20 protein-coding genes are annotated in these 20,428 nt (G+C 46.4%); 11 read left to right on the forward strand and 9 right to left on the reverse strand.

Annotated elements, in window-relative coordinates:
• Positions 1-19 precede the first annotated feature (19 nt).
• Entirely contained in the window at positions 20-334 is a 315-nt protein-coding gene (locus ACYQ2M_RS07300; protein ID WP_459915671.1) for a hypothetical protein, read from the forward strand.
• Between the two features lie 222 nt (positions 335-556).
• On the opposite strand, the gene ACYQ2M_RS07305 is transcribed toward ACYQ2M_RS07300, so the two are convergent.
• Positions 557-769 carry a response regulator gene (locus ACYQ2M_RS07305; protein WP_459915672.1) on the reverse strand — a complete coding sequence of 71 codons (213 nt, stop codon included), beginning with the start codon at positions 767-769 and terminating at the stop codon, positions 557-559.
• Positions 770-984: 215 nt separating this feature from the next.
• On the opposite strand from ACYQ2M_RS07305, the gene ACYQ2M_RS07310 reads away from it, so the two are divergent.
• The 5 genes from ACYQ2M_RS07310 to ACYQ2M_RS07330 all read left to right on the forward strand — a co-directional run bounded on the left by ACYQ2M_RS07310 (position 985) and on the right by ACYQ2M_RS07330 (position 7,334).
• Positions 985-2,520 carry an HD domain-containing phosphohydrolase gene (locus ACYQ2M_RS07310; protein ID WP_459915673.1) on the forward strand — a complete coding sequence of 512 codons (1,536 nt, stop codon included), beginning with the start codon at positions 985-987 and terminating at the stop codon, positions 2,518-2,520.
• Positions 2,521-3,075: 555 nt separating this feature from the next.
• Positions 3,076-3,414, forward strand: coding sequence for a hypothetical protein (locus ACYQ2M_RS07315; protein ID WP_459915674.1), 339 nt, complete (start codon positions 3,076-3,078; stop codon positions 3,412-3,414).
• Positions 3,415-3,617: 203 nt separating this feature from the next.
• Positions 3,618-4,241 carry a hypothetical protein gene (locus ACYQ2M_RS07320; protein ID WP_459915675.1) on the forward strand — a complete coding sequence of 208 codons (624 nt, stop codon included), beginning with the start codon at positions 3,618-3,620 and terminating at the stop codon, positions 4,239-4,241.
• Positions 4,238-5,791 carry a sensor histidine kinase gene (locus tag ACYQ2M_RS07325; protein ID WP_459915676.1) on the forward strand — a complete coding sequence of 518 codons (1,554 nt, stop codon included), beginning with the start codon at positions 4,238-4,240 and terminating at the stop codon, positions 5,789-5,791. The genes ACYQ2M_RS07320 and ACYQ2M_RS07325 overlap by 4 nt, the downstream gene beginning before the upstream one ends.
• Positions 5,792-6,008: 217 nt before the next feature.
• On the forward strand, positions 6,009-7,334 hold the full coding sequence (locus ACYQ2M_RS07330) for a sigma-54-dependent transcriptional regulator (protein ID WP_459915677.1): 1,326 nt from the start codon (positions 6,009-6,011) through the stop codon (positions 7,332-7,334).
• Between the two features lie 28 nt (positions 7,335-7,362).
• Here ACYQ2M_RS07330 and ACYQ2M_RS07335 read toward each other — a convergent pair whose 3' ends face one another.
• Positions 7,363-7,911, reverse strand: coding sequence for a hypothetical protein (locus ACYQ2M_RS07335; RefSeq protein WP_459915678.1), 549 nt, complete (start codon positions 7,909-7,911; stop codon positions 7,363-7,365).
• Positions 7,912-8,054: 143 nt separating this feature from the next.
• Between ACYQ2M_RS07335 and ACYQ2M_RS07340 the strand changes: the two genes are divergently transcribed.
• From ACYQ2M_RS07340 to ACYQ2M_RS07350, 3 genes are all read left to right on the forward strand, one after another.
• Positions 8,055-8,894 carry a DUF4405 domain-containing protein gene (locus tag ACYQ2M_RS07340; protein WP_459915679.1) on the forward strand — a complete coding sequence of 280 codons (840 nt, stop codon included), beginning with the start codon at positions 8,055-8,057 and terminating at the stop codon, positions 8,892-8,894.
• 299 nt (positions 8,895-9,193) lie between these two features.
• Positions 9,194-9,415 (forward strand): YwbE family protein, encoded by a 222-nt coding sequence (locus ACYQ2M_RS07345; RefSeq protein WP_459915680.1) that lies wholly within the window; start codon positions 9,194-9,196, stop codon positions 9,413-9,415.
• Positions 9,412-10,074 carry a methyltransferase gene (locus ACYQ2M_RS07350; RefSeq protein WP_459915681.1) on the forward strand — a complete coding sequence of 221 codons (663 nt, stop codon included), beginning with the start codon at positions 9,412-9,414 and terminating at the stop codon, positions 10,072-10,074. The genes ACYQ2M_RS07345 and ACYQ2M_RS07350 overlap by 4 nt, the downstream gene beginning before the upstream one ends.
• Before the next feature lie 91 nt (positions 10,075-10,165).
• Here the strand turns inward: ACYQ2M_RS07350 and ACYQ2M_RS07355 are convergent, their stop codons facing one another.
• From ACYQ2M_RS07355 to ACYQ2M_RS07385, 7 genes are all read right to left on the reverse strand, one after another.
• The gene (locus tag ACYQ2M_RS07355) at positions 10,166-12,070 is read right to left on the reverse strand and encodes a propionyl-CoA synthetase (RefSeq protein ID WP_459915682.1); all 1,905 of its coding nucleotides are present in this window, start codon (positions 12,068-12,070) and stop codon (positions 10,166-10,168) included.
• Positions 12,071-12,660: 590 nt separating this feature from the next.
• Entirely contained in the window at positions 12,661-13,515 is an 855-nt protein-coding gene (locus ACYQ2M_RS07360; RefSeq protein WP_459915683.1) for an ABC transporter permease, read from the reverse strand.
• Positions 13,512-14,369 (reverse strand): ABC transporter permease, encoded by an 858-nt coding sequence (locus ACYQ2M_RS07365; RefSeq protein WP_459915684.1) that lies wholly within the window; start codon positions 14,367-14,369, stop codon positions 13,512-13,514. Before ACYQ2M_RS07365 ends, ACYQ2M_RS07360 begins: the two co-directional genes overlap by 4 nt.
• On the reverse strand, positions 14,366-15,466 hold the full coding sequence (locus tag ACYQ2M_RS07370; RefSeq protein ID WP_459915685.1) for an ABC transporter ATP-binding protein: 1,101 nt from the start codon (positions 15,464-15,466) through the stop codon (positions 14,366-14,368). The genes ACYQ2M_RS07365 and ACYQ2M_RS07370 overlap by 4 nt, the downstream gene beginning before the upstream one ends.
• Before the next feature lie 229 nt (positions 15,467-15,695).
• On the reverse strand, positions 15,696-16,763 hold the full coding sequence (locus ACYQ2M_RS07375) for an extracellular solute-binding protein (protein WP_459915686.1): 1,068 nt from the start codon (positions 16,761-16,763) through the stop codon (positions 15,696-15,698).
• Between the two features lie 153 nt (positions 16,764-16,916).
• Entirely contained in the window at positions 16,917-17,345 is a 429-nt protein-coding gene (locus tag ACYQ2M_RS07380) for a PilZ domain-containing protein (protein WP_459915687.1), read from the reverse strand.
• Between the two features lie 217 nt (positions 17,346-17,562).
• Positions 17,563-18,051, reverse strand: coding sequence for a GatB/YqeY domain-containing protein (locus tag ACYQ2M_RS07385; RefSeq protein WP_459915688.1), 489 nt, complete (start codon positions 18,049-18,051; stop codon positions 17,563-17,565).
• Positions 18,052-18,733: 682 nt separating this feature from the next.
• On the opposite strand from ACYQ2M_RS07385, the gene ACYQ2M_RS07390 reads away from it, so the two are divergent.
• Complete coding sequence (locus ACYQ2M_RS07390) at positions 18,734-19,537, forward strand: DUF3786 domain-containing protein (protein ID WP_459915689.1); 804 nt, start codon at positions 18,734-18,736, stop codon at positions 19,535-19,537.
• Positions 19,538-19,564: 27 nt separating this feature from the next.
• Positions 19,565-20,368, forward strand: coding sequence for a DUF3786 domain-containing protein (locus tag ACYQ2M_RS07395; RefSeq protein WP_459915690.1), 804 nt, complete (start codon positions 19,565-19,567; stop codon positions 20,366-20,368).
• Positions 20,369-20,428: the final 60 nt, after the last annotated feature.

The raw sequence follows: 20,428 nt of genomic DNA on the forward strand, positions 1-20,428 counted from the left end.
CTCGGGCAAGGAGAAAATTATGTATGAAATCATAGCCAATCCAGAAGATTATCAAATTGATGACCTGATCAACGGCACTGGAAATGCCCCCATTGAATTCTCCCAGGATGAGCGGCTGAAATGGGCAGCTGAAATAGACGAGTTCAGTAAAAAACTCATTGGTTTTTCTGAAAAATCAAAGGAATTATCCAGGGTATTATCCAGCACCAGTACCATCTCCACAACCCCAGCTTCCTTAAAAACCCTTAAAATTCAGCTATTCACCATCAATGACGCATTAAACAGCGCCCTTGAAATTGCCGGCAAACTGGAATCTGATATTATTTCAAAATAACCACATGGTAGTAAGTACCTGCCCCGACGAACCGGGTTTGCCACAGAGTAAGGGCAGAAAGAAATTCTGCCCTTACTTATCTTAGGTGGTATCATAACTCTCTGTGAACTGGGGCGGTTTGCTGACGCCCTCCCCCACACCGGACTTGCCAGCTGTTTCCACAAAATCTGCTAATTCATATGCACTTAAAACAATGGGAACCGGACACAGCAGCTCTCTGATTCAGCAAGACGCTTCCAGACCGTACATGTTGTGCTTTTTATTATCCATCAACGCAACCTCCGGCTTCAACTCCGATACCATCTGAACCGCGTCTTCACCATTGCAGGTTTCCCCGATAACGGTATAGCCAGAATACCGTAAAACCCGTTCAATCTCCTCACAGACAAAAAAATGATCTTCGGCAATGACAATATGAACGATCTGATCATTCAAAATCTTGCCCCAAAATCTGTAAAAATACATGGAAGCCAAATACCTCCGGAGGAGTTATACTCCTACAATTGCTTGAAATGCACTTGCGAAGATCTGACTTGCGTTATTGGCATATTTATGCATTATTAATTCGGAAGTTGTGTATAACACAAACCCAACAATTCAAAACCAACGTAGGCCCAATTCCACACCATAAAATGGGAGAATCCGATATAGTGCCAATAAAAAAAAGACCGTATTTCAGCCAGAATTTCGAATCCATTTTTGCATTAACCGTGCTATTAAGTGTAATCCTTATCGACTGTTTTATTCCCTACAAACTGGCATTTCTGAATTTTTATTACATTCTCATCCTGCTTGCATCTTATTATCTTGGCAAAAAAAGCACCCTCTATGGTGCCATACTGTGTATTTTGTGGGTGGTTATTTTTCTCCTCCTGTCTCCGGAATCTTTTTACTTTGAAAAAAACCAGCTTAACATCTTCTTAAACATCATTGCCTGGGCATCCTTTCTGCTTCTGACCGCCATTATTCTTGGCAACGTCCAGGCGGAAAACAAGCGTCTCCTGGAACGGCATAAAATCCTCAATAAAAAATTATCAACCCACCTGGCCGTATCTGAAGATCTGAATTCAGAACTGGATTTTGATACCCTTTTCCCTTTGATTATCCACAAATTAAGCGAAGCTATGAAGGCCGAACGCACCAGTCTTTATATCATTGATGAAAAAAATCAGGAGGTCTGGACCAAGGCGGCGGAACAGGTCGAAGAAATACGCCTTCCCCTTGGAAAGGGAATCTGCGGTAAAGTTGCAGAGACCGGAGAAATCATCAATGTTAAAGATGCCTGGGACCTGCCCTATTTCAACCGGGAATTTGACATCAAATACAACTTTCGAACCAGATCCATGCTGTGCATGCCCATCCACAATCGCTCAGGCAAACGCATCGGCATCATTCAGGTCATCAACAAGGTCAATGATGGATATTTTGACCACGATGATGAAAGCCTGTTAAAAGGACTTATTTCCCAGGTGGCCATTGCCCTTGAAAACTCCATTCTCATGGACGAGCTGGAACTCTCTTTTGAAAGCTCCGTTCGAACACTTTCAGCCACCGTGGACGCAAGGCACCCCTTGACAGCTGGCCATTCACTGCGTGTCACCGAATACGCTCTCCTCATCGCCAAGGCAATGAACCTGGAAAAAAAAGAACAGGAGATCATCAAGTATGCCGCCCTTCTACATGACATCGGCAAAATTGCCATCAGGGACAGCATCCTGCTGAAAAATGGCCCATTTACCCCCGATGAACGGGCTGAAATGAATATTCACCCGGCAAAAACAAAGACCATCCTGGAAAAATTTCATTTTCCGGAAAACCTTAAATCCGTGCCTCTCATTGCCGCCTACCACCACGAAAAAATCAATGGGGCGGGATATCCTGAAGCCTTGAAAGGTGATGAACTGCCCCTTGGGTCAAAGATTCTGGCAGTGGCGGATGTTTTTGATGCCCTGACCTCTCCCAGGGATTACCCGAAATACGATGGTAACGAAACATTGACCCAAAAACCCATGCCCCTGTCCAAGGCCATCAGTATCCTTAAAAAAGAACAGGGAAGCCATTTTGATTCACAGGTGGTGGCGGCATTTCTGAACATACTGCCCCAGGCCCTTGAACTGTATCGGGGCACCCATTTTCCCGAAGAATATATAGACGCATATTCTGACAAAGAGATGATATCAAAATAATATTTTGATTTATTTTCAGCATGTTATACACTTTGCAAAATGCGCTTTGATCTGAATCACAAAGCGGCATATTACTCCGGCAATTAAATACCCGAAATTTTTTGTCACATAAGTGCTTTGTTTTTAAAAATATATTGGCACTACGAAGTTGAGATACTTAGTTGCCGGATTAATATATTGTCTGTTTATGATTTAAAAAGCAGGTTATACGGCTGGAAGAGTGATTAAAAATATAAGTTTGTGAACATATTGATTTTGCAGTGCTTATGAAGAACATCGGGTGAATGCTTCAAAATCAGGAAATATACTTAAAAAACTGCACTGGCCTTACAGGCACCAATCCTCTCGAATAATCATCGACATTATTGTCGAATATAACGCTCAGTGTCGAATCCAACCCCATCTCCTTTCATGGCGTCACCAGCCTAACCATCTAATATAAAAGCAAAAAAATATTTTTTTCTCCTTGGCACGATTCCTGTAACAAAAAACACCAACAGGCCATTTTCAAACGGGAAACCGTTATTATCCATCCAAGTAACAAGGAGATTTTTTATGAAATTCACGTCCACATTGAAAAAAGCCACACTGATTTCAGCCACACTAATCATGATCACCCTGCCCGCCATGGCAGGCCACGGACCTGGAGACGGCACCGGAAACGGCGGAAATGGACCCGGGGACGGCACGGGCAACGGCCCTGGCGACTGCAGCATAACCATGCAGACCACGCTGGATTCATTCACCTTGGCCAGGGGCGGAAATGGAAACGGTTCCGGAAACGGCGGTCATGGCCCCGGAGATGGCACAGGTAACGGCGGAGACGGACCCGGGGACGGCACGGGACATGGACCAGGTGATGGCACCGGTACGGGAGATTGCCCCAACGCCTGATAATTGAAGCATGCATAAAAAAGGCTGTCCTGCGGGGCAGCCTTTTTTGTTTTTACCTTTTTTTCTGCCACGCGCCCCCCATGTCTGCAAAACGGTTGCTAAAAAAATCGTGTTTTGTTAGATGTTGGGGGTTCCATCTTATGAGCAATTGCGAAATATCCACACCAGTGCTGCGAATTAAATGCCAGCAAAGGAATTTTCAAATGGAAAAATCACATTTTTTTTCAATTATAATTTTATGCTGTCTGATTTTTACCCATGCGCTTGCCGCGCAGGAATTCCTTTCCGGCCAGGTTCTGGATATCAATGAAAAAAAGAATGAATTTGTGATGCACCTTGAATCCCCCCCTGAAAATATGGAAGGGCTCTCCCACAGAAAAGAAAGTATTCGGGTTAGATCTACCATGGAAAATGCCCTCTCCCAACATTCCGATGGAGCATTTTTGCCCAGATGCGTAGCGGTGGGCAGCCATGTGCGTGTGTGGGGACACTGGGAAAACCCCGGCCAAGATCTACTTCTGGCCCATGACATCAAGGGATGTGCCGGCGGAGGATGCGCCGACCCCACAGGAATATTGTCCCGATTGAAAAAAGCATTGGGTCTCATGGATAAACAAAGTGCAGACAAAAGCGTGGGAAGGGCAGGATCAGGAGGGGCCTCCGCTGCTCTTTCCGGCAACGGGTCCAATGGAAATGCCGGTGGTAACGCCTCCGGTGGGGGTTCTGGCGGCGGTAGCGGTGGTGGTGGTGGCGGCGGAGGCGGAGGCGGCGGTGGCGGTGGCGGTGGTGGTGGTGGTGGAGGTGGAGGTGGAGGTGGCAGCCATTGAAACAGAATCCAAGCTGGAAAGGCATTCTCTTTGTCTTTGGAACCCTTATTCTGCTCCTTCTGGGCAATTTTTACTGGCAGGCCCAACGCATCAACAAAAGTTTCAAAGAACACTCCTTGACCCACTCCAAGGTTCTGGGGGCCGTGGTGGAATTAAATATCCGCAATTCCATGACAAACCATGGTGCCCTGGAAACCCTGATTGGACATTCCCTTGAAAACACTGCCCGGTTTGTCCGCTATCTGAATCAACTGGAACCCTTCACAGCCCAGGAGCTGGAAGCCTTTGCCATGGCTTCCGGCCTGGCTGGCATCACCATCTTCAGCCCCCATGGAAAATCCGCCGTGGAAGGCCCTACAGGATGGTTGCCTCGCCCCCTGGACAACAGGGACAATGGGCTGATATGCCTGCCCAAATCCCATCTTTATCTTTTTGCGGTTCCCCCTTTGAACCAGGCCCCCTTTTCCCATGAAAATGACGGCATTGTTGTGGGAATGTCATCAGAACAAATGGATAAAATCCAGGAAACCCAGTCCGTGGACCACCTGATCAAACGCCTGAACCAGATGCAGGGTATTGAATATGTACGATTTCAACCCATTGAAGTCCTTGAAACCCAAAATACGCCCCCCCCTCCCGCACCCCATGATACCAGGCTTATCCATATCAACGGCAGGCCCGTTTCCGAAACCCGGATCACCATGGGAGACAAAATCCTGGTGGTGGGTCTTGAGGCTAACTACTTTTCCCATCGTATGGCATCCCTTAAAAAAGAGCTCATGGTCTTTATTTCTCTGCTGCTTATCCTTGGCGGGATTTCATCCGGGTGGCTTTATCGCTTGCAACAGCAGAGACTTGAACAAACCCGGATATTTGAAAGAAAAATGGCAAAGCAACTGGAGCAGGCTTCCCTTGGCCGGGCAGCAGCAACCATCACCCATGAAATGAGAAACCCCTTAAATGCAATCAGCATGGGCCTGCAGCGACTGGAAATGGAGTCCCTGGCCCTGGAGGATGATCATCGCCAACTCATCACCAGCATGAGAAAAGCGGTGGAGCGAAGTAACGGGGTAATCACCCATCTGCAGCAATATGTTCGTTCCTTTGAACCGAACCAGCAGGAAATATTTCTGGCTCCGCTCCTGGACTCCCTTGGGGTACTTTATCGTCCCCAGTGCGACCAAAATGATATTTTCCTTGATTTTCAACTTGATGCCACAGCAAAGGTTGATGGAGATGCAAATTACCTTGGCCAGGCCTTTGAAAATTTGTTAAAAAACGCAGTGGAAGCCCAGCCCCATGGAGGCAGCATTAAAGTTACGCTATCAAAAAAAGAAACTTACAACATCATTGCCATGGAAAATCCATGCCATACCCTTACATCGAAACAAAACCAACGGGTACTGGACCCATATTTCACAACAAAAACCTATGGCACGGGTCTGGGGCTTGCCATCAGCAAAAAAATAATAGAAGCCCATTCAGGACGTCTTGAGATCAGCTGTAATAACAGTATTTTTTCAGCATCCATTATACTTCCAAGGGCTTGATCACCACACAATGGAGGCACTTTCATTTTTCAGTTCAGGGGCCTTATTATCAACGCAAGCCTGACCCCGTAGGCCGCCAACGATGACGAGTGGCCCAAGTTATGACCAAGCACAATCACAAGAATACAAACCTGCCCCCCCCTTCACCAATTGTGAATTGGGTGGCAGATCTTGTGATAAAGCCCAAAGGATTTATCCCGGAGCAGGAGAACAAAACATGAAAATATTGATTGTGGACGACGAGGAAATGCAGCGTAACATGCTGCAGGGATTCCTTGAAAAACAAGGATTTCAAACCCTGACCGCTTCCGGTGGAAAACAAGCCCTGGCCCTTTTTGAAACCCATCCGGTGCAGCTTGTCCTCATGGATCATCGCATGGAAGACATGAACGGAGATGAGGTACTGGCAAAAATGAAAGCTTTGTCTCCCCTTGTTAAAGCCATCATGATAACCGCTTATGGCAATGTGGAAACCGCTGTCAAGGTCATGAAACTCGGGATCAACGATTTTCTTGAAAAACCCATTGACTTAAAAAAACTCCTGGACAAAATTCACTCCATGGAGCAGGAGATCTCCATTGAAACGGAATCTGACCAGGTGACACAATCCATTGAGCAGCAGAAACTGCCCCTGGCCATCATCGGCACCAGCAGCCAGATGCAGGAACTGCTATCCATGGTATATCGCATTGCACCCACCGACTGGTCTGTTCTCATCCGAGGGGAAACCGGCACGGGCAAAGAACTGATTGCAAGGCTTCTGCATCTCATGAGCCAGCGAAGGGATGCCCCTTTTATTGAGGTCAATTGTGCAGCCATACCAGAAAATCTTTTTGAATCCGAATTGTTCGGCCATGAAAAAGGCGCCTTCACCGGAGCATCAGCCCGAAGAAAAGGACGCTTTGAACTGGCAGACAAAGGAACCCTCTTTCTGGATGAAGTGGGGGAACTTCCCATGCAGCTCCAAGCAAAGCTCCTGCGAACACTCCAGGAAAAAAAAATCACCCGGGTGGGGGCAGAAACAGATATTGCTGTTGATATCCGGGTCATTGTGGCCACCAACAGGGATTTAAAGCAGATGGTCACACAGGGGCTGTTCAGAGAAGATCTTTATTTTCGGCTCAATGTACTGGAGTTGATGATACCGCCTTTGCGGGAACGGCGGGAGGACATCATGGAGCTGGTTCATCATTTTTTTGACAAATATAAGTTTAGCGGTATCTCCTTTCATCCCGATGCTGCAGCCCAGCTGGTAAAATATGATTTCCCGGGAAATATCAGGGAACTTGAGCATATGATCCAGCGCATGGGTACCCTGGTACGGGGAAAGGTCATCCGGCTTCAGGACCTGCCCCCCATGATCCGGGAACCCCAGACTTACACGGGCAAATTAAATGAACGCCTGGCAGCGGTGGAAAGGCAGATGCTGCTTGCGGCCCTGGAGGATCATGACTGGGTTCAGACCCGGGCAGCAGAAACCCTTGGCATCAGTGAGCGGGTGCTTCGGTACAAGATGGATAAGGCGGAGATCAAAAAAGAATGAGTCATCAGGGGCTTGGGATTTGGTTATTTTATCTTTCCACATCCTGCATTCCTGCCGACAACCGGCAAAATTGGGATTCCATCTCAGTTCTCAATCCTTTAATCCGGTTTATTGTTGCCATGAAAACCTCGCTCTTGACATCATCGCCTGACATGAGCGCCTGCTTCTGATCCGGGCAAAGATACCAGGTGCACACAAAGGGGCGTTCCAGGCGGGACAGGAGGCACCCCGTATTTGAAAAATGACAACATTGGCAATGGCCGACGCGGTCTTTATTTTTGGAAATCTGTGTATCGGGAAGTCTGCCAAAGGCAAAATAAAGGTAGAGCAGATCCTTGAAATCAAACCAGATGGTGGCTTTTTTGCAGCAGATATCTTGACAATGAATGCAGGTGACGGCGCACAGCTCATCCATGGGTCGGGAAAGACTTATAAACAGTTGCCGGATGGTGTCAGCTTGTTGATAAACAGGATTAAGATCTTTATGGTGAAGATTTCTAATGGTATCAAAAAAGGGGGTTAACGTATGCCATTGTTTTTGATTCTGCCAGGGAATGTGAGTTGTCTGATCTGCCATGATAATTGAATGACTTCCTTTCACCTCGTTACAAATTACAATCAAATAAGGAAAACTAAATAAAGTTTGGCGCAAAATGCTTTGCTCAAATCAAAGGATTTTGTTAAATCTATCTGTATTCGTTAACAGATATCGGAGGCTCTATGACCATCAAAAAAATCACTTCATTAACCCTGCTCATCACCTTTGTGCTGCTCATATTCACTTCAGTTATTTTGTACATCGTTCCCCATGGAAGAATTGCCTACTGGGCCGACTGGCACCTGTTTGGCTTATCCAAGACCCAGTGGGGAAATCTGCACATCAATCTGGGCGTTCTCATGCTCATTGCCGGATTGCTGCATATTTATTACAACTGGAAGCCCATCACAGCCTATCTCACAACCAGGGCAAAGGAAATGAAAGTCTTCACCCCCTCATTTAACGTGGCTTTGCTCATCACCTTGTTCACGGCCATTGGTACCTATTATGAAATTCCTCCCATGAGCGCAGTTATTTCCATGGGAGAAGCCATCAAGGACAGGGCTGCAGTAAAGTATGGCGAACCCCCCTATGGACATGCAGAACTCTCCTCCTTAAAGCTTTTTACCAAAAAGCAAGGGCTGGATTTAAGTAAAAGTATGCAGCTGTTAAAGAGTGCGGGTATGGCCGTAACAGGGCCAAACCAAACTCTTGCCTCCATTGCTGCTGCCAACCAAATGACCCCCATGCAGGTATATGAAATTATCAAGCCCGCCATGAAACCGGAAACAATAGATGTCGGGAATGTATTTCCCGATTCTCCTCCCCCGGGGTTTGGAAATATGACCCTCGAGGCCGTGTGCAGTCAGTATCATCTGGTGATTCCAACCATTTTAAAGGAGTTGAAAGAAAACAACATCCAGGCGGAGGCGGGGCAACCCATCAAGGCGATTGCCGGAAATAACAGCATGGAACCCATGGCCGTTTTTGAAATCCTTCATGACCTTGCCAAAAGACCATGACATCGAAAAAACGGCATAAGAGATCAATAAACCCCACCTTTTCAGCTCAAAAAAGCCCATGTCATAATAAAACTCGGATGTGGTCATAAAAGATTGTGGCCCATTTATGACCACGCCCTGAAACTCATGGAAATAAGAATTTATTATCAAGCCCTTTGCCAAAAAACAATAGCGTCCTGAATGATTCAAAATAAAAATTTGCGTGAGAAAGAGGAACGACTTCGATAATATGAAATCAGCAGAAATGAGAATATGAGAAAAACACCAATTCAAAACCAACCGGGAAAGGGAAGAAAAAAATGAATGGACAGAAAAGAGCCGATATTCGCAAAGGTATGAGTGTGAAGGTGGTGAAAAAAGAGCATCAGCGCACCGGGGAACTCACCGTGGGGGTGGTCAAGGATCTTCTCACCAAATCAAGCACCCACCCCCATGGCATCAAGGTACGTCTGGAATCCGGAGTGGTGGGCAGGGTAAAAGTGATACTTAGCGGAACGGTGCAGGGAAATATCAAAAAATGAAGCCGTCCAGCAAAAACCGCCTGATGCCGCAGCATGAATCCCTTTTCAACGGAGAGACCCTGTTTGAAACCATCGCCCGAAGCGTGTGCCGGGCCGGTACCCTTCCCCGAAAGGAGTTGTATGAGGCCTGGGAAACCGCCAAAAGGGTGCGGCGCAGATATAAGGGGGGACGGGTCGTGGATATGGCATGTGGTCATGGGTTGCTGGCCCACATCATGCTGATCCTGGATGCCAGCTCGGATCATGCCCTGTGCGTTGACAGAAAACTGCCGGACAACGCTCAAAAACTCTCCCAGGCACTGGTGACGCAGTGGCCCCGGCTTTTGGGTAAAATCCACTTTAAAGAGATGAAAATCCAGGATGTAATTATTTTCCCAGATGATGTGGTGGTGTCAGCCCATGCCTGTGGTACTTTAACAGATATGGTCATTGACAAGGCCGTGGGAGGAAATGCCCGGGTGGCGGTGCTTCCCTGCTGCCATAATCTTAAAACCTGCCCCACGGGTAATCTCACCAACTGGATGGAACCCACCCTGGCAGTTGATGCCATGCGGGCCATGAATCTTCACTCCCGGGGGTACGAGATCATCACCGCAAGAATTCCCGACACCATCACCCCCAAGAATCGGCTACTCATGGGGCATCCCATTATGCCTTAATCATTCCAAAAGTTATATTCTTTTGCCCCATTGGGCATTATGATCCACCCGTTTATTCAGGTGAATCATAATGGCCGTACAATCTACTTATCTATTTTCTGCCCTTAGCTAAACCGATCTTAATCAAAGATTCTTCCATTTCGGCCAGGATTGAAGGATCATCAATGGTCGCAGGCACTTTGTACGCTTTCTGGTCTGCGATTTTCTGAATGGTGCCCCTCAAAATTTTACCTGAACGTGTTTTGGGAAGCCGTTTAACAACGGTGGCCATTTTAAAAGCAGCAACCGGCCCAATGCGATCGCGCACCATCTTGATAACATCTTTAATAATTTCAGCTTGATCTTTTGTAACACCCGCATTCAGCACCAGAAAGCCCACCGGGACCTGCCCTTTAAGCTTGTCCTCAACGCCTAAAACAGCACATTCCGCCACATCCGGATGATCAGACAACACCTCTTCCATGGCGCCCGTGGACAGACGGTGACCGGCCACGTTGATGATATCGTCTGTTCTGGCCATTACATAGATATAACCGTCTTCATCGATCACACCGGCATCGGCGGTTTTATAATATCCGGGGAATTCCTCCAGATAAGCTTCAACATAGCGTTTATCATTCTGCCAAAGTGTGGGCAGGGTTCCGGGAGGCAGGGGAAGTTTCACCACAAGCGCGCCGATATCGCCTGCAGGCATCTGTTTACAGGACTCATCCACCACCTGCACATCCCACCCCGGCACAGCCTTGGTGGGGGAACCGTATTTAACAGGAAAATGGTGAAGCCCCATGCAGTTGGCGGCAATGGCCCATCCGGTTTCCGTCTGCCACCAGTGGTCAATGACCGGTACCTTTAAATGTCTTTCCGACCATTGGATGGTATCAGAATCAGAACGTTCGCCGGCCAGGAATAAAATCTTAAAGCAGGACAGATCATAGTTCTTGATCAATTTCCCTTCGGAATCTTCACGTTTGATGGCACGGTATGCGGTGGGTGCCGTGAACATGCATTTAACTTTATGCTCTGAAATGATTCTCCAGAATACGCCCGCATCGGGGGTGCCCACGGGTTTACCCTCAAAGAAAACCGTTGTGCAGCCTTTGAAAAGGGGGGCATACACGATGTAAGAATGACCCACCACCCAGCCAACATCAGAGGCTGCCCACCAGACATCATCTTCATCAATGTCATAAATGGCCTTCATGGTCCACTTTAATGCCACGGCATGACCGCCATTGTCTCGGACAACGCCCTTGGGCTGTCCGGTGGTGCCTGAGGTGTAAAGAATATAAAGCGGGTCGGTGGCCGCCACGGGTACGCAGTCAACGGGCGTTGCATCCTTCATGGCCGCAACCCAGTCAATATCGCGCCCATCAACCATGGAAGCGGTTTCCTGAGGACGCTGATAAATAATACATTTACCAGGTTTGGACGAAGATAACTCAATGGCCTGATCCAGCAGGGGTTTATATTTTATCACCCGGGCAACCTCAATACCGCAGGAGGCAGACACAATGACCTTTGGCTTGGCATCTTCAATACGGGTGGCCAGTTCGTTGGCGGCAAAGCCACCAAACACCACAGAATGAATGGCCCCGATTCTTGCACAGGCAAGCATCGCAATGGCGGCTTCGGGAATCATGGGCATGTAGATGATAACCCGATCCCCCTTGACGACACCCTGGGCCGCAAGAATACCTGCGAATTTCGCAACCTCATCTCGTAATTCACTGTAGGTGTATTTTTTAATGGTGTTCGTTACCGGACTGTCATAGATAATTGCAAGCTTATCGCCTCTGCCTCTTTCAACATGGAGATCAAGGGCGTTGTAACAGGTGTTCATCTCACCGCCTGTAAACCACCGATACATAGGCTTGTCACTGTCATCGAGTACCTTGTCCCATTTTTTATACCAATGGATATCTTCCGCAGCTTTACCCCAGAATTCGTCAGGATTACTAATCGATTGTTGATAAGCATCGTCGTAAAGATTACTCATTTTTTTTCCTCATTAATCCGTTAACATGAAAAGTGTGTTGATATACTGCAGACAGGAAGAACAGGTTTTTCCATGTCCATCTGATACGTCAACACGTTTTAACCCTGCTCCTAAATGGTGTTTTTAATACACAATGACTGAGCACTCAATCAGGAGAAAATAACAAAAAAAAGAATTCTAAATATGGTGTCGTGGTACTTGACTCTTTGGGGAAAGAAGACCCCACAAAACAGAAATATAGCACTGAAAGTCGTAAACCGAGAAACGAAGGAGGCGTTTCAAAAATTTAATTGTTTTGTCTTGGCTATTTTTTTTCGTTTTCGTTGCTCGAGATTTCGGTTTACAAGTTAAATTTCAGTTATGATGAAATGATCAGTATCTAACTACAAAAAGTATAATGTTGTCAAACTTTTTTTGAATGGGGTTTACAAAAAATGGCTTGTAAAGTTTTTTTATTATCGCAAATAAAGTTTGGAGCAATAGTTGATCCAGTGGGCAGTTTACACTTCTTGGAGCAATAGTTCCATTTTTCGGGAAATATTGCTCCAAATGTGCAACGTGCTTTGCAGCTGATTTGAAGGACGCCAAATTTATTTATGTTTATTGCTCAAATAAAGATTTACAACGGCCAGAATTGAAGTGCCAAGGATCAGAAGAAAAGAGACTGCATTGATCACCGGGGTGCTGCCGTCACGCACCTGGAGATAAAGATTGATGGGCAGTGTAGGCTGGGAGCCCACCAGGAAAAGGGTGGTATTGAAATTTTCAAAGGACATGAGAAAGGCCACGGCCCCTGCCCCCACGATTACTGGCCGCAAAAATTTTAAGGTGATATACCAGATCACCTCCAGGCGGTTGGCCCCAAGGTTCAGAGCTGCCTCTTCCAGGGTCCGGTCAAATTTTTTCAGCCGGGCCGATACCACAAGAACAACAAAGGTGGTGATAAAGGAAAACTGCCCCAACACCACCAGCCAGAACCCCGGCCGGAACAGGCCCACATCCAGATTAAAGGCGGATTCAAAAAACATCCCCAGGGTATTGGAAAAAAGTAAAATGGATATGCCAAGGATCACCCCGGGTATCACCAGGGGCAAGAGCATGAGAAAATACAAAAGCTGCTTGAATTTAAAATCTTCCTGCTCAAATAAAAATGCCCCAAGGGTCCCCACGGACGTTGCCAGGATGGCGACAAAAAAAGCGGTCTGGGCACTGACCCAGATGCTGTCAAGATTCATGCGATCATGGAAAATTCCCACCCGGGATGAGGTGTCGGCAAAAAACCAGTCAAGAGAAAACCCGTTCCAGGGCAACGCCGGAAACTGGGAATCATTGAATGCCAAAATGGATGTCACGGCAAGGGGAGCAAAGAGAAAAACAAAATACAATACCACATAAAGGGTAAAGCTAAAGGAGTAGGTCTTTGATTTGGGAAGAGTTCGTATCATTTCACCACCTTGCTAAGCTTCTGCCCGGAGAGTTTCAAGCCCAGCCAGATAATCAGGGAAGACAGAATCAAAAGCAAAAATCCAAAGGCACTGCCCTGGTTCCAGTTAAAGCTTGCAATGAACTGGTTGTAAATCTGCTCGGTGAACCATAAAGAATTCTTTCCCCCCATGAGATTGGGGGTGAGATAATTGCCAAGCGTAAGCATGAACACCACAATGGAGCCAGAAACAATGCCCGGCATGGCATGGGGGATGATGATTCTCACAAGGACAATCCACATGTTGGCCCCCAGATCAAAGGCCGCCTCTATAAGGGATTTGTCAAGGCTTTCCAGCACCGATATCAGGGGCACCACCATAAACAGCATGGAGGTATAAACCAATCCTAAAATCATGGTGGCATCGTTGTACAACATCTCCACGGGTTTATTCAAGATCCCCGACTGCACCAGAAAATGATTAATCACTCCGCTTTCCCTCAACAGAATCATCCAGCCATACACCCTTACCAGCTCACTGACCCAGAAGGGTAAAAGCAGCAGCAGCATGAGAAATCCAGAAAACTTTGGGGACACTACGTGGGTAATGTAAAAGGAAATTGGCAGGGCAATGACAAAGGTCAGCACCGTCACCAGAATGGAGTAAACTGCGGTCCTGGCAAAGGTGGCCCAGTAAATGGGCTCGGAGAAAAAGGTTAGATAATTGCCAAGGCTCCACACCATGTCTCCGGCACCATTCTCCACCCGGAAGGACATGATCAGAAGATCAATGTGGGGCAGCACAATGAGCAGAAAAAGCCACAGCACAATGGGACTAAGGAAAAAAAACAGATACCACCGGCTTTGATTTTTCATGGCTGGGCCTCGTTTTCCGGAAAGCAGATCCCCGAGGCCTCATACCACCCGATTTCAAGTTTGTCCAAAGGACGCACATGGTCAAACTGTCGGTTCTGGGGAAGCGCAATGATGAGTTCTTTTTCCGAATTTATGGGGGTGGCCAGAAGTCGGCTGTTGGCTCCGTCAAAGAGAATAGACTTTACAATGACCTCAAACCGGTTCAGTTGATCCATGGCGGGGTCAGGCTGAATCACCATGGCTTCGGGTCGCAAGAAAAGATCCACCCCGGCATCTATGGAAAACCCACGATCACCGGTGTTAACGATGAAGGTATTGCCGTCTGGGGTCACCAGGGTGGCCCGGGTGTCTGACATTGCTGTAATGGTACCGGACCAGGCATTGTTGTCCCCCACAAACTGTGCGGTAAAGGGGGTGGCGGGATGGTTGTAGAGATTCTGGGGGGTATCCACCTGCTCGAACCTCCCCCTGTTCATCACAGCCACGTAGTCGGACATCACAAGGGCTTCGGACTGATCATGGGTAATGTAAACAAAGGTGGTGCCCACCTTGGCCTGAAGCTTTTTCAGCTCCACCTTCATCTGATCCCGAAGCTTTAGATCCAGGGCTCCCAGGGGTTCGTCCAGGAGTAAAACCGTGGGTTCCAGCACCAGGCATCTTGCAATGGCCACCCGTTGTTTCTGGCCCCCGGACAACTGGTCTATTTTTTTATCCTGGAATCCGGGAAGGCCCACTCGATCCAGGATGGTATCAATTTTTTTTTGGATCTCAGCCTTAGCACAGCCCTGTCTCTGGAGGCCAAAGGCAATATTTTGTGCCACATTCATCATGGGAAAAAGGGCCAGGTGCTGGAAAATAAGGTTCACCGGCCGTTTATTGGGGGCGATGCCCTGCATGTTGTTGCCCCGGATGGCAATGATCCCCTGACTGGGTTCTGTAAAACCTGCAATCATGCGCAAAAGGGTTGTCTTGCCACATCCTGATGGACCCAGTATGGAAAAAAACCGTCCCTGCTCCACCTCAAAGGACACATTATCCACGGCGGTGAAGCGTTCAAATTTCTTTGTAACGTTTTGTACAGAAAGGTCAGTGTGCATAGTTATCCTAAACCTGTCCCCGTCCCCGCTGGTCCGAACAGGATGGTTAAGGAAACGGGATCATCAAAGTGAATGGGACCCGGAAAAAACATGGAAACAGATCAAAAATCAAGCCATTTCTGCCCGGGCACAGTACGGATTATTAAATATTCGGGTTGATAATGTGACGGTTTGGCCAGTGCCCCATACAGGTGAATCTGATGAGGTACTGGCCGAATAATTACACTTGTTAATTGGCCGCTTTGACCTTATCAAGGATCATACCCTCAATGGATTCCAGTTTGGCCGGTACCGGGGGATACCAGTTGATGTTGTCAATGTCTTTTTGGGGAAAACAGCGCTCAAAATTATCCCGCACAGCAGCATCGGTGAGCTTGATGGCCCCGTCGGAGGCCGTGGCACATTTTTCAATGTTGGTGAAAATGGCCGCATTTTCCGGTTTTAACATGAAGTTGATCCATTTGTAGGCCGCATCCACATTTTTGGCCTTGGCAGGAATGGCAAAGGTGTCAATCCAGCCCAGGGCACCGCTTGCAGGTGCCACAAAATCAATATCCGGGTTTTCCTGGTGGAGTTTCCATCCACCGTTGTCCCATGCCATGGCCACATACACCTCTTCGGATCGCATGGACTGAAGCAGGGCATCGCCGTTGGCCCAGTAATTCTTCACAAGGGGTTTGCCTTCCACCAGTTTGTCCTGCACCTTGTTCATCAATGCTTCATAGGCGGTGACATCTGCATATTTTGCAAAGGGATCATCCCCAAGGGAAAATGCTGTGGCAATCAGGGTGGGCCGTTTCAGGCGGTAACTGACTCTACCGGCATATTTTTTGTCAAAAAGCGCACTGTAATCCGTGGCATCCGGGGCCATTTTTTTATTTACGATGAGGCCGGAAGTTCCCCAGCAAAAGGGAACTGCATGGCTTTTGCCCTCCACCAGGGTATTTTTTTTAACGGCATTGAGCATGGAGGGAATAATCTGTGCAGCATTGATTTTTGAATAGTCCAGGGGCTGATAAATATTGTATTTTTCCTGCACTGATGAAATCCTGTCCTGGCTGGGCTGGGCAAGGTCAAAGCCTGCTCCCCTTGTGGCACGAAGCTTGGCAATCATCTCTTCATTGTTGGTAAAGGTGGCCTTAACGGTGATGCCGGTTTCTTTTTCAAACTGCTCCACCAGAACCTTGGGTGCGTAGCCTTTCCAGGTAAGCAGCTCAAGGGTTTCGGCTGAAACCTGAGCCAGGCCTGTCATCAGAAACATGAAAATCAATGTCACAGCAAAAAATGTCTTTTTCATCTCTTTCTCCTTCTGATACTTATTATTATTAATAAAATAACGCCCTACCCTGAAATACTTGATGCTATTTTCAAGATAAAGTCAATGAAATTTATAACATTTTTGTCAGGATTTGATGAGATCAAGCCGAAATAATAAAACCGGAACATTGCTTTATAATTTTTCCAGAAATTTATGGAATCGCTCCTTATGAGAACTGCTGATATTTTTAATCAGGATACCAATACCCGAAGGCTCTTTCCGGACCACTTCTGATATAAATTCAAATTCTTCACCATCCCCGCTGATCAAGCGAATAGCAATATTTTCGCCTTTATCTATGGCTTCTTGTGTACGTATAAAAGCTCCGCAAAGGGACACATCCTGGGCAGTGGCCTTGATATGGGCTTTTCCGGTATCAATATCTGCATCCAGGTCAACAGGTTTTCGTTCGTGTTCGCGATCCTCCATGGAAATAACGGCTTCTTTCATTTCCTCGGCTTCAGCATTCTTTTCTTCATGCTCAATCAGGGCCAGAATTTTTTTATCGATTGATTCATCGGTTTCAAGAATTTTTTTTATAAGTAAACGCTTATATGACATTCACTCCCCCCTCACATCAAAATAACTTTTTGAGGTTTGGTCATAAGTTGGGCCACCCGTCATAATTGACGGTCACCTCCCCAGCATGGTCCATCTTATGAGCAAGTCCCTTTTTCGTTCCCGTTTATGAATATACCCCGTAACCAACTGCACCAAACAAGGTTGAAACATGCCATTATCATTATTCGTTGCGGCAGGTGGTTACAATCATGTATGTTTACATATCTTTTAATACCGCTTTCACCTCATTACCATCGGCCTGTTTTCCAAAATGTTTCATGACGGCTCCCATGGCCTGCATGGGACTTTTAAACTGAGACAGGTCAACGTTATCCTGTATCCATTGCCTGATTTCAGCGGAGGTTGCCATCTGGGGCAGATAGGCATTTAACAGCTCCAGATAATCCGAGGTGGTCTTTTTTTTAATCTCAAGCACCGTTTTTTCGGATTTGGCAAACTTACGGATGATGTCCAGGATATCATCATCTGTGATCTCCTCTGGTTTTTTCACCCGGGTGGTTTTCTTTCCGCTCTCCAGGGTCATGGAAACCGTCAGATCAGGAAAGGATCCCATAATAAGGCGCATGGTGTCCCGGACAGTGTTTTCTTTGTTGATCATGGCATGCTTCATATCTTGACGGATCTTATCATGTAGGGACATTCCCATTGAGGCGTTCCATCCATATGACGAGGTAATCTCTGACATTGCTATCTTTCTCCTTATTTAAACTTATTTTAAAATCCGGCACCCATCATTCCCGTTTTATAGAGCAATGTCCCTACCTGGGAACGCGGACCTCTCGTCTGCATTTTTACAAGGCATGCAGATATGCGGACGGAACGTCCGCGCTCCTGGATATAGCACAATGGGCAACTTATTTAAGACCGATTCCTTTAAAAAGTGCAAATCACTTTCCAGTGAATATGATGGATGCCGAAAATCCATAGTAAAAAACTGGCCAAGAGCATATCACAGTAAAAAAAACTCCGCCACAGAGTTGTCAACTTCTGCGAGGTCAAAAAAATGAAAAAAGCGGCTATTATTGAAGTGGTGCTAATGTTATAAAACTTGGAGCTTGCTCATAACATCGGCCATTTTTTGTGGAAAGGGGTCAGGCTTGCATTATTGGCATAATATTTGATTTTGGCGTTTCCACAGACTGTGGTCCATAACGTCAATAACTCAAGCCTGACCCCGTTGAACCAACAATTATAAATCGCTGCCCATAAATAACTTGAAAAATCATGGATCGTGGTGATCTTAATTACCCATGATGTCTCGATAAAAATGTACAAATAATTTGAGGACAAGCACTAACGGGGGCCCATGATGTGGACAGCCCCCAAAAGCGTTGTAGAGCTGAACAAAAATAAGGAGTCCCATTGATATGGCAAAATTCAACAACACCATGGAAGTTTTTAAATTATTGGAAAAAACAAATTGCCGTAAATGCAATAAAGCCACCTGCCTTGCCTTTGCTGCAGCGGTATTTCAAGGCCAGGTTTCTTTAAGTGACTGTCCATATATTGATGAAAAGACACTTAAGGCCTACGCTGATAAAGATAATAAAAGAGAGTCCGGGCCTGAGCAGGATTATCTGAAAGTGATGGCCGGTTTAAAAGAAAAAATCAAACAAACGGACCTTGCGTCCAGGGCCGGTATACTGGGTGGAAAATTTTCCAATGGCAGGTTGACCATTAAAATCCTGGGAAAAAATTTAAACGTTGACACAAATGGGGAAATATCCACCGATATTCACGTCAATCCCTGGATTGCCCCACCCGTTTTGAATTACATCCTTTTCGGCAAAGGACTGGCATTGACAGAGACCTGGGTTCCGTTCCGGGAACTTGAGACATCCATGGACTGGTCCCGTTTTTTTGAGCATCAATGCGTTAAGCGATTTAAAAAGATAGCGGACTCAAGCCCCTCTTTTTTTGAAAACATCATTGAAATTTTCAACGGTAAACCCGTTGAAAATCATTATGATGCAGACATATCCCTGATCATCAAACCCTTGCCACTTTTACCCATGCTCATCTGCTATAACAATCCAGAAGAAGGTATGGAATCGGATTTGAACCTTTTTTTCGATACCACGGCGGATAAAAATCTACCCATTGAAAGCATTTACAGGCTTGGCACGGGGCTTGCTAATATGTTTGAAAAGCTGGCTGCCACACATGGGTAAAAAAAATTAAAAAAGGAATATTCTTGAATGTCACAGATTAATAATCCCATGGAAATCTATAAGCTGTTGAATGGTTCCAACTGTAGAGAATGCAATGAACAAACCTGCCTGGCATTTGCTGTGGCTGTGTTTAAGGAAAAAAAGCCGATACAGGCATGTCCTTATCTGGACAAAGAAGTGGTGCAGCGGTATGGGGGAGCAATAGAAAAACCCAATACCGTTGATGAATATAAGGCAGAAGCCATTGAAATGCTGAAACAAAAAATAGCGTCAATTGATCTTTCACAAGCAGCCAGGCGTCTGGGGGCACAGTTTTCCAACAATAAACTGACCATAAAAATTTTTGGCAAGGAATTCGGTATCGATACCAGGGGAAACCTCTCTTCTGAGGTACATATCAATGCATATATGGTGGTTCCGGCATTGAACTATATCTTGAACGCATCGGGTAAGCCCCCCCGGGGAAACTGGATCACCTTTCGGGAACTGAAAGGCGGGCCTTCGAGATATGCCCATTTTCAACAACGCTGTGAAAAACCCTTAAAACGGGTTGCCGATACCTATACAGATCTGTTCAAAGACATGCTGGAAATATTTGATGGAAAGCAAATCGTCAGCAATATTGATTCAGATATTTCAATCATTTTGCATCCCCTGCCCCTTTTTCCCATAATGGTCTGTTATTGGAAACCCGAAGAGGGTCTTGAGTCTGGGCTTCACATCTATTTTGATGACACCTCCGATGATACCCTTGACATTGAATCCAATTATACGATGAATGAAGGTATCGCCTTGATGTTTGAAAAAATCGCCCTGCGCCATGGTTCTTGAAAATCAGCAATACATATCACGGGCAAACCACGGATGGCATCCGGGTTTGCCCGTGGTGTT

It is taken from the genome of Desulfocicer niacini (genome assembly GCF_054657595.1).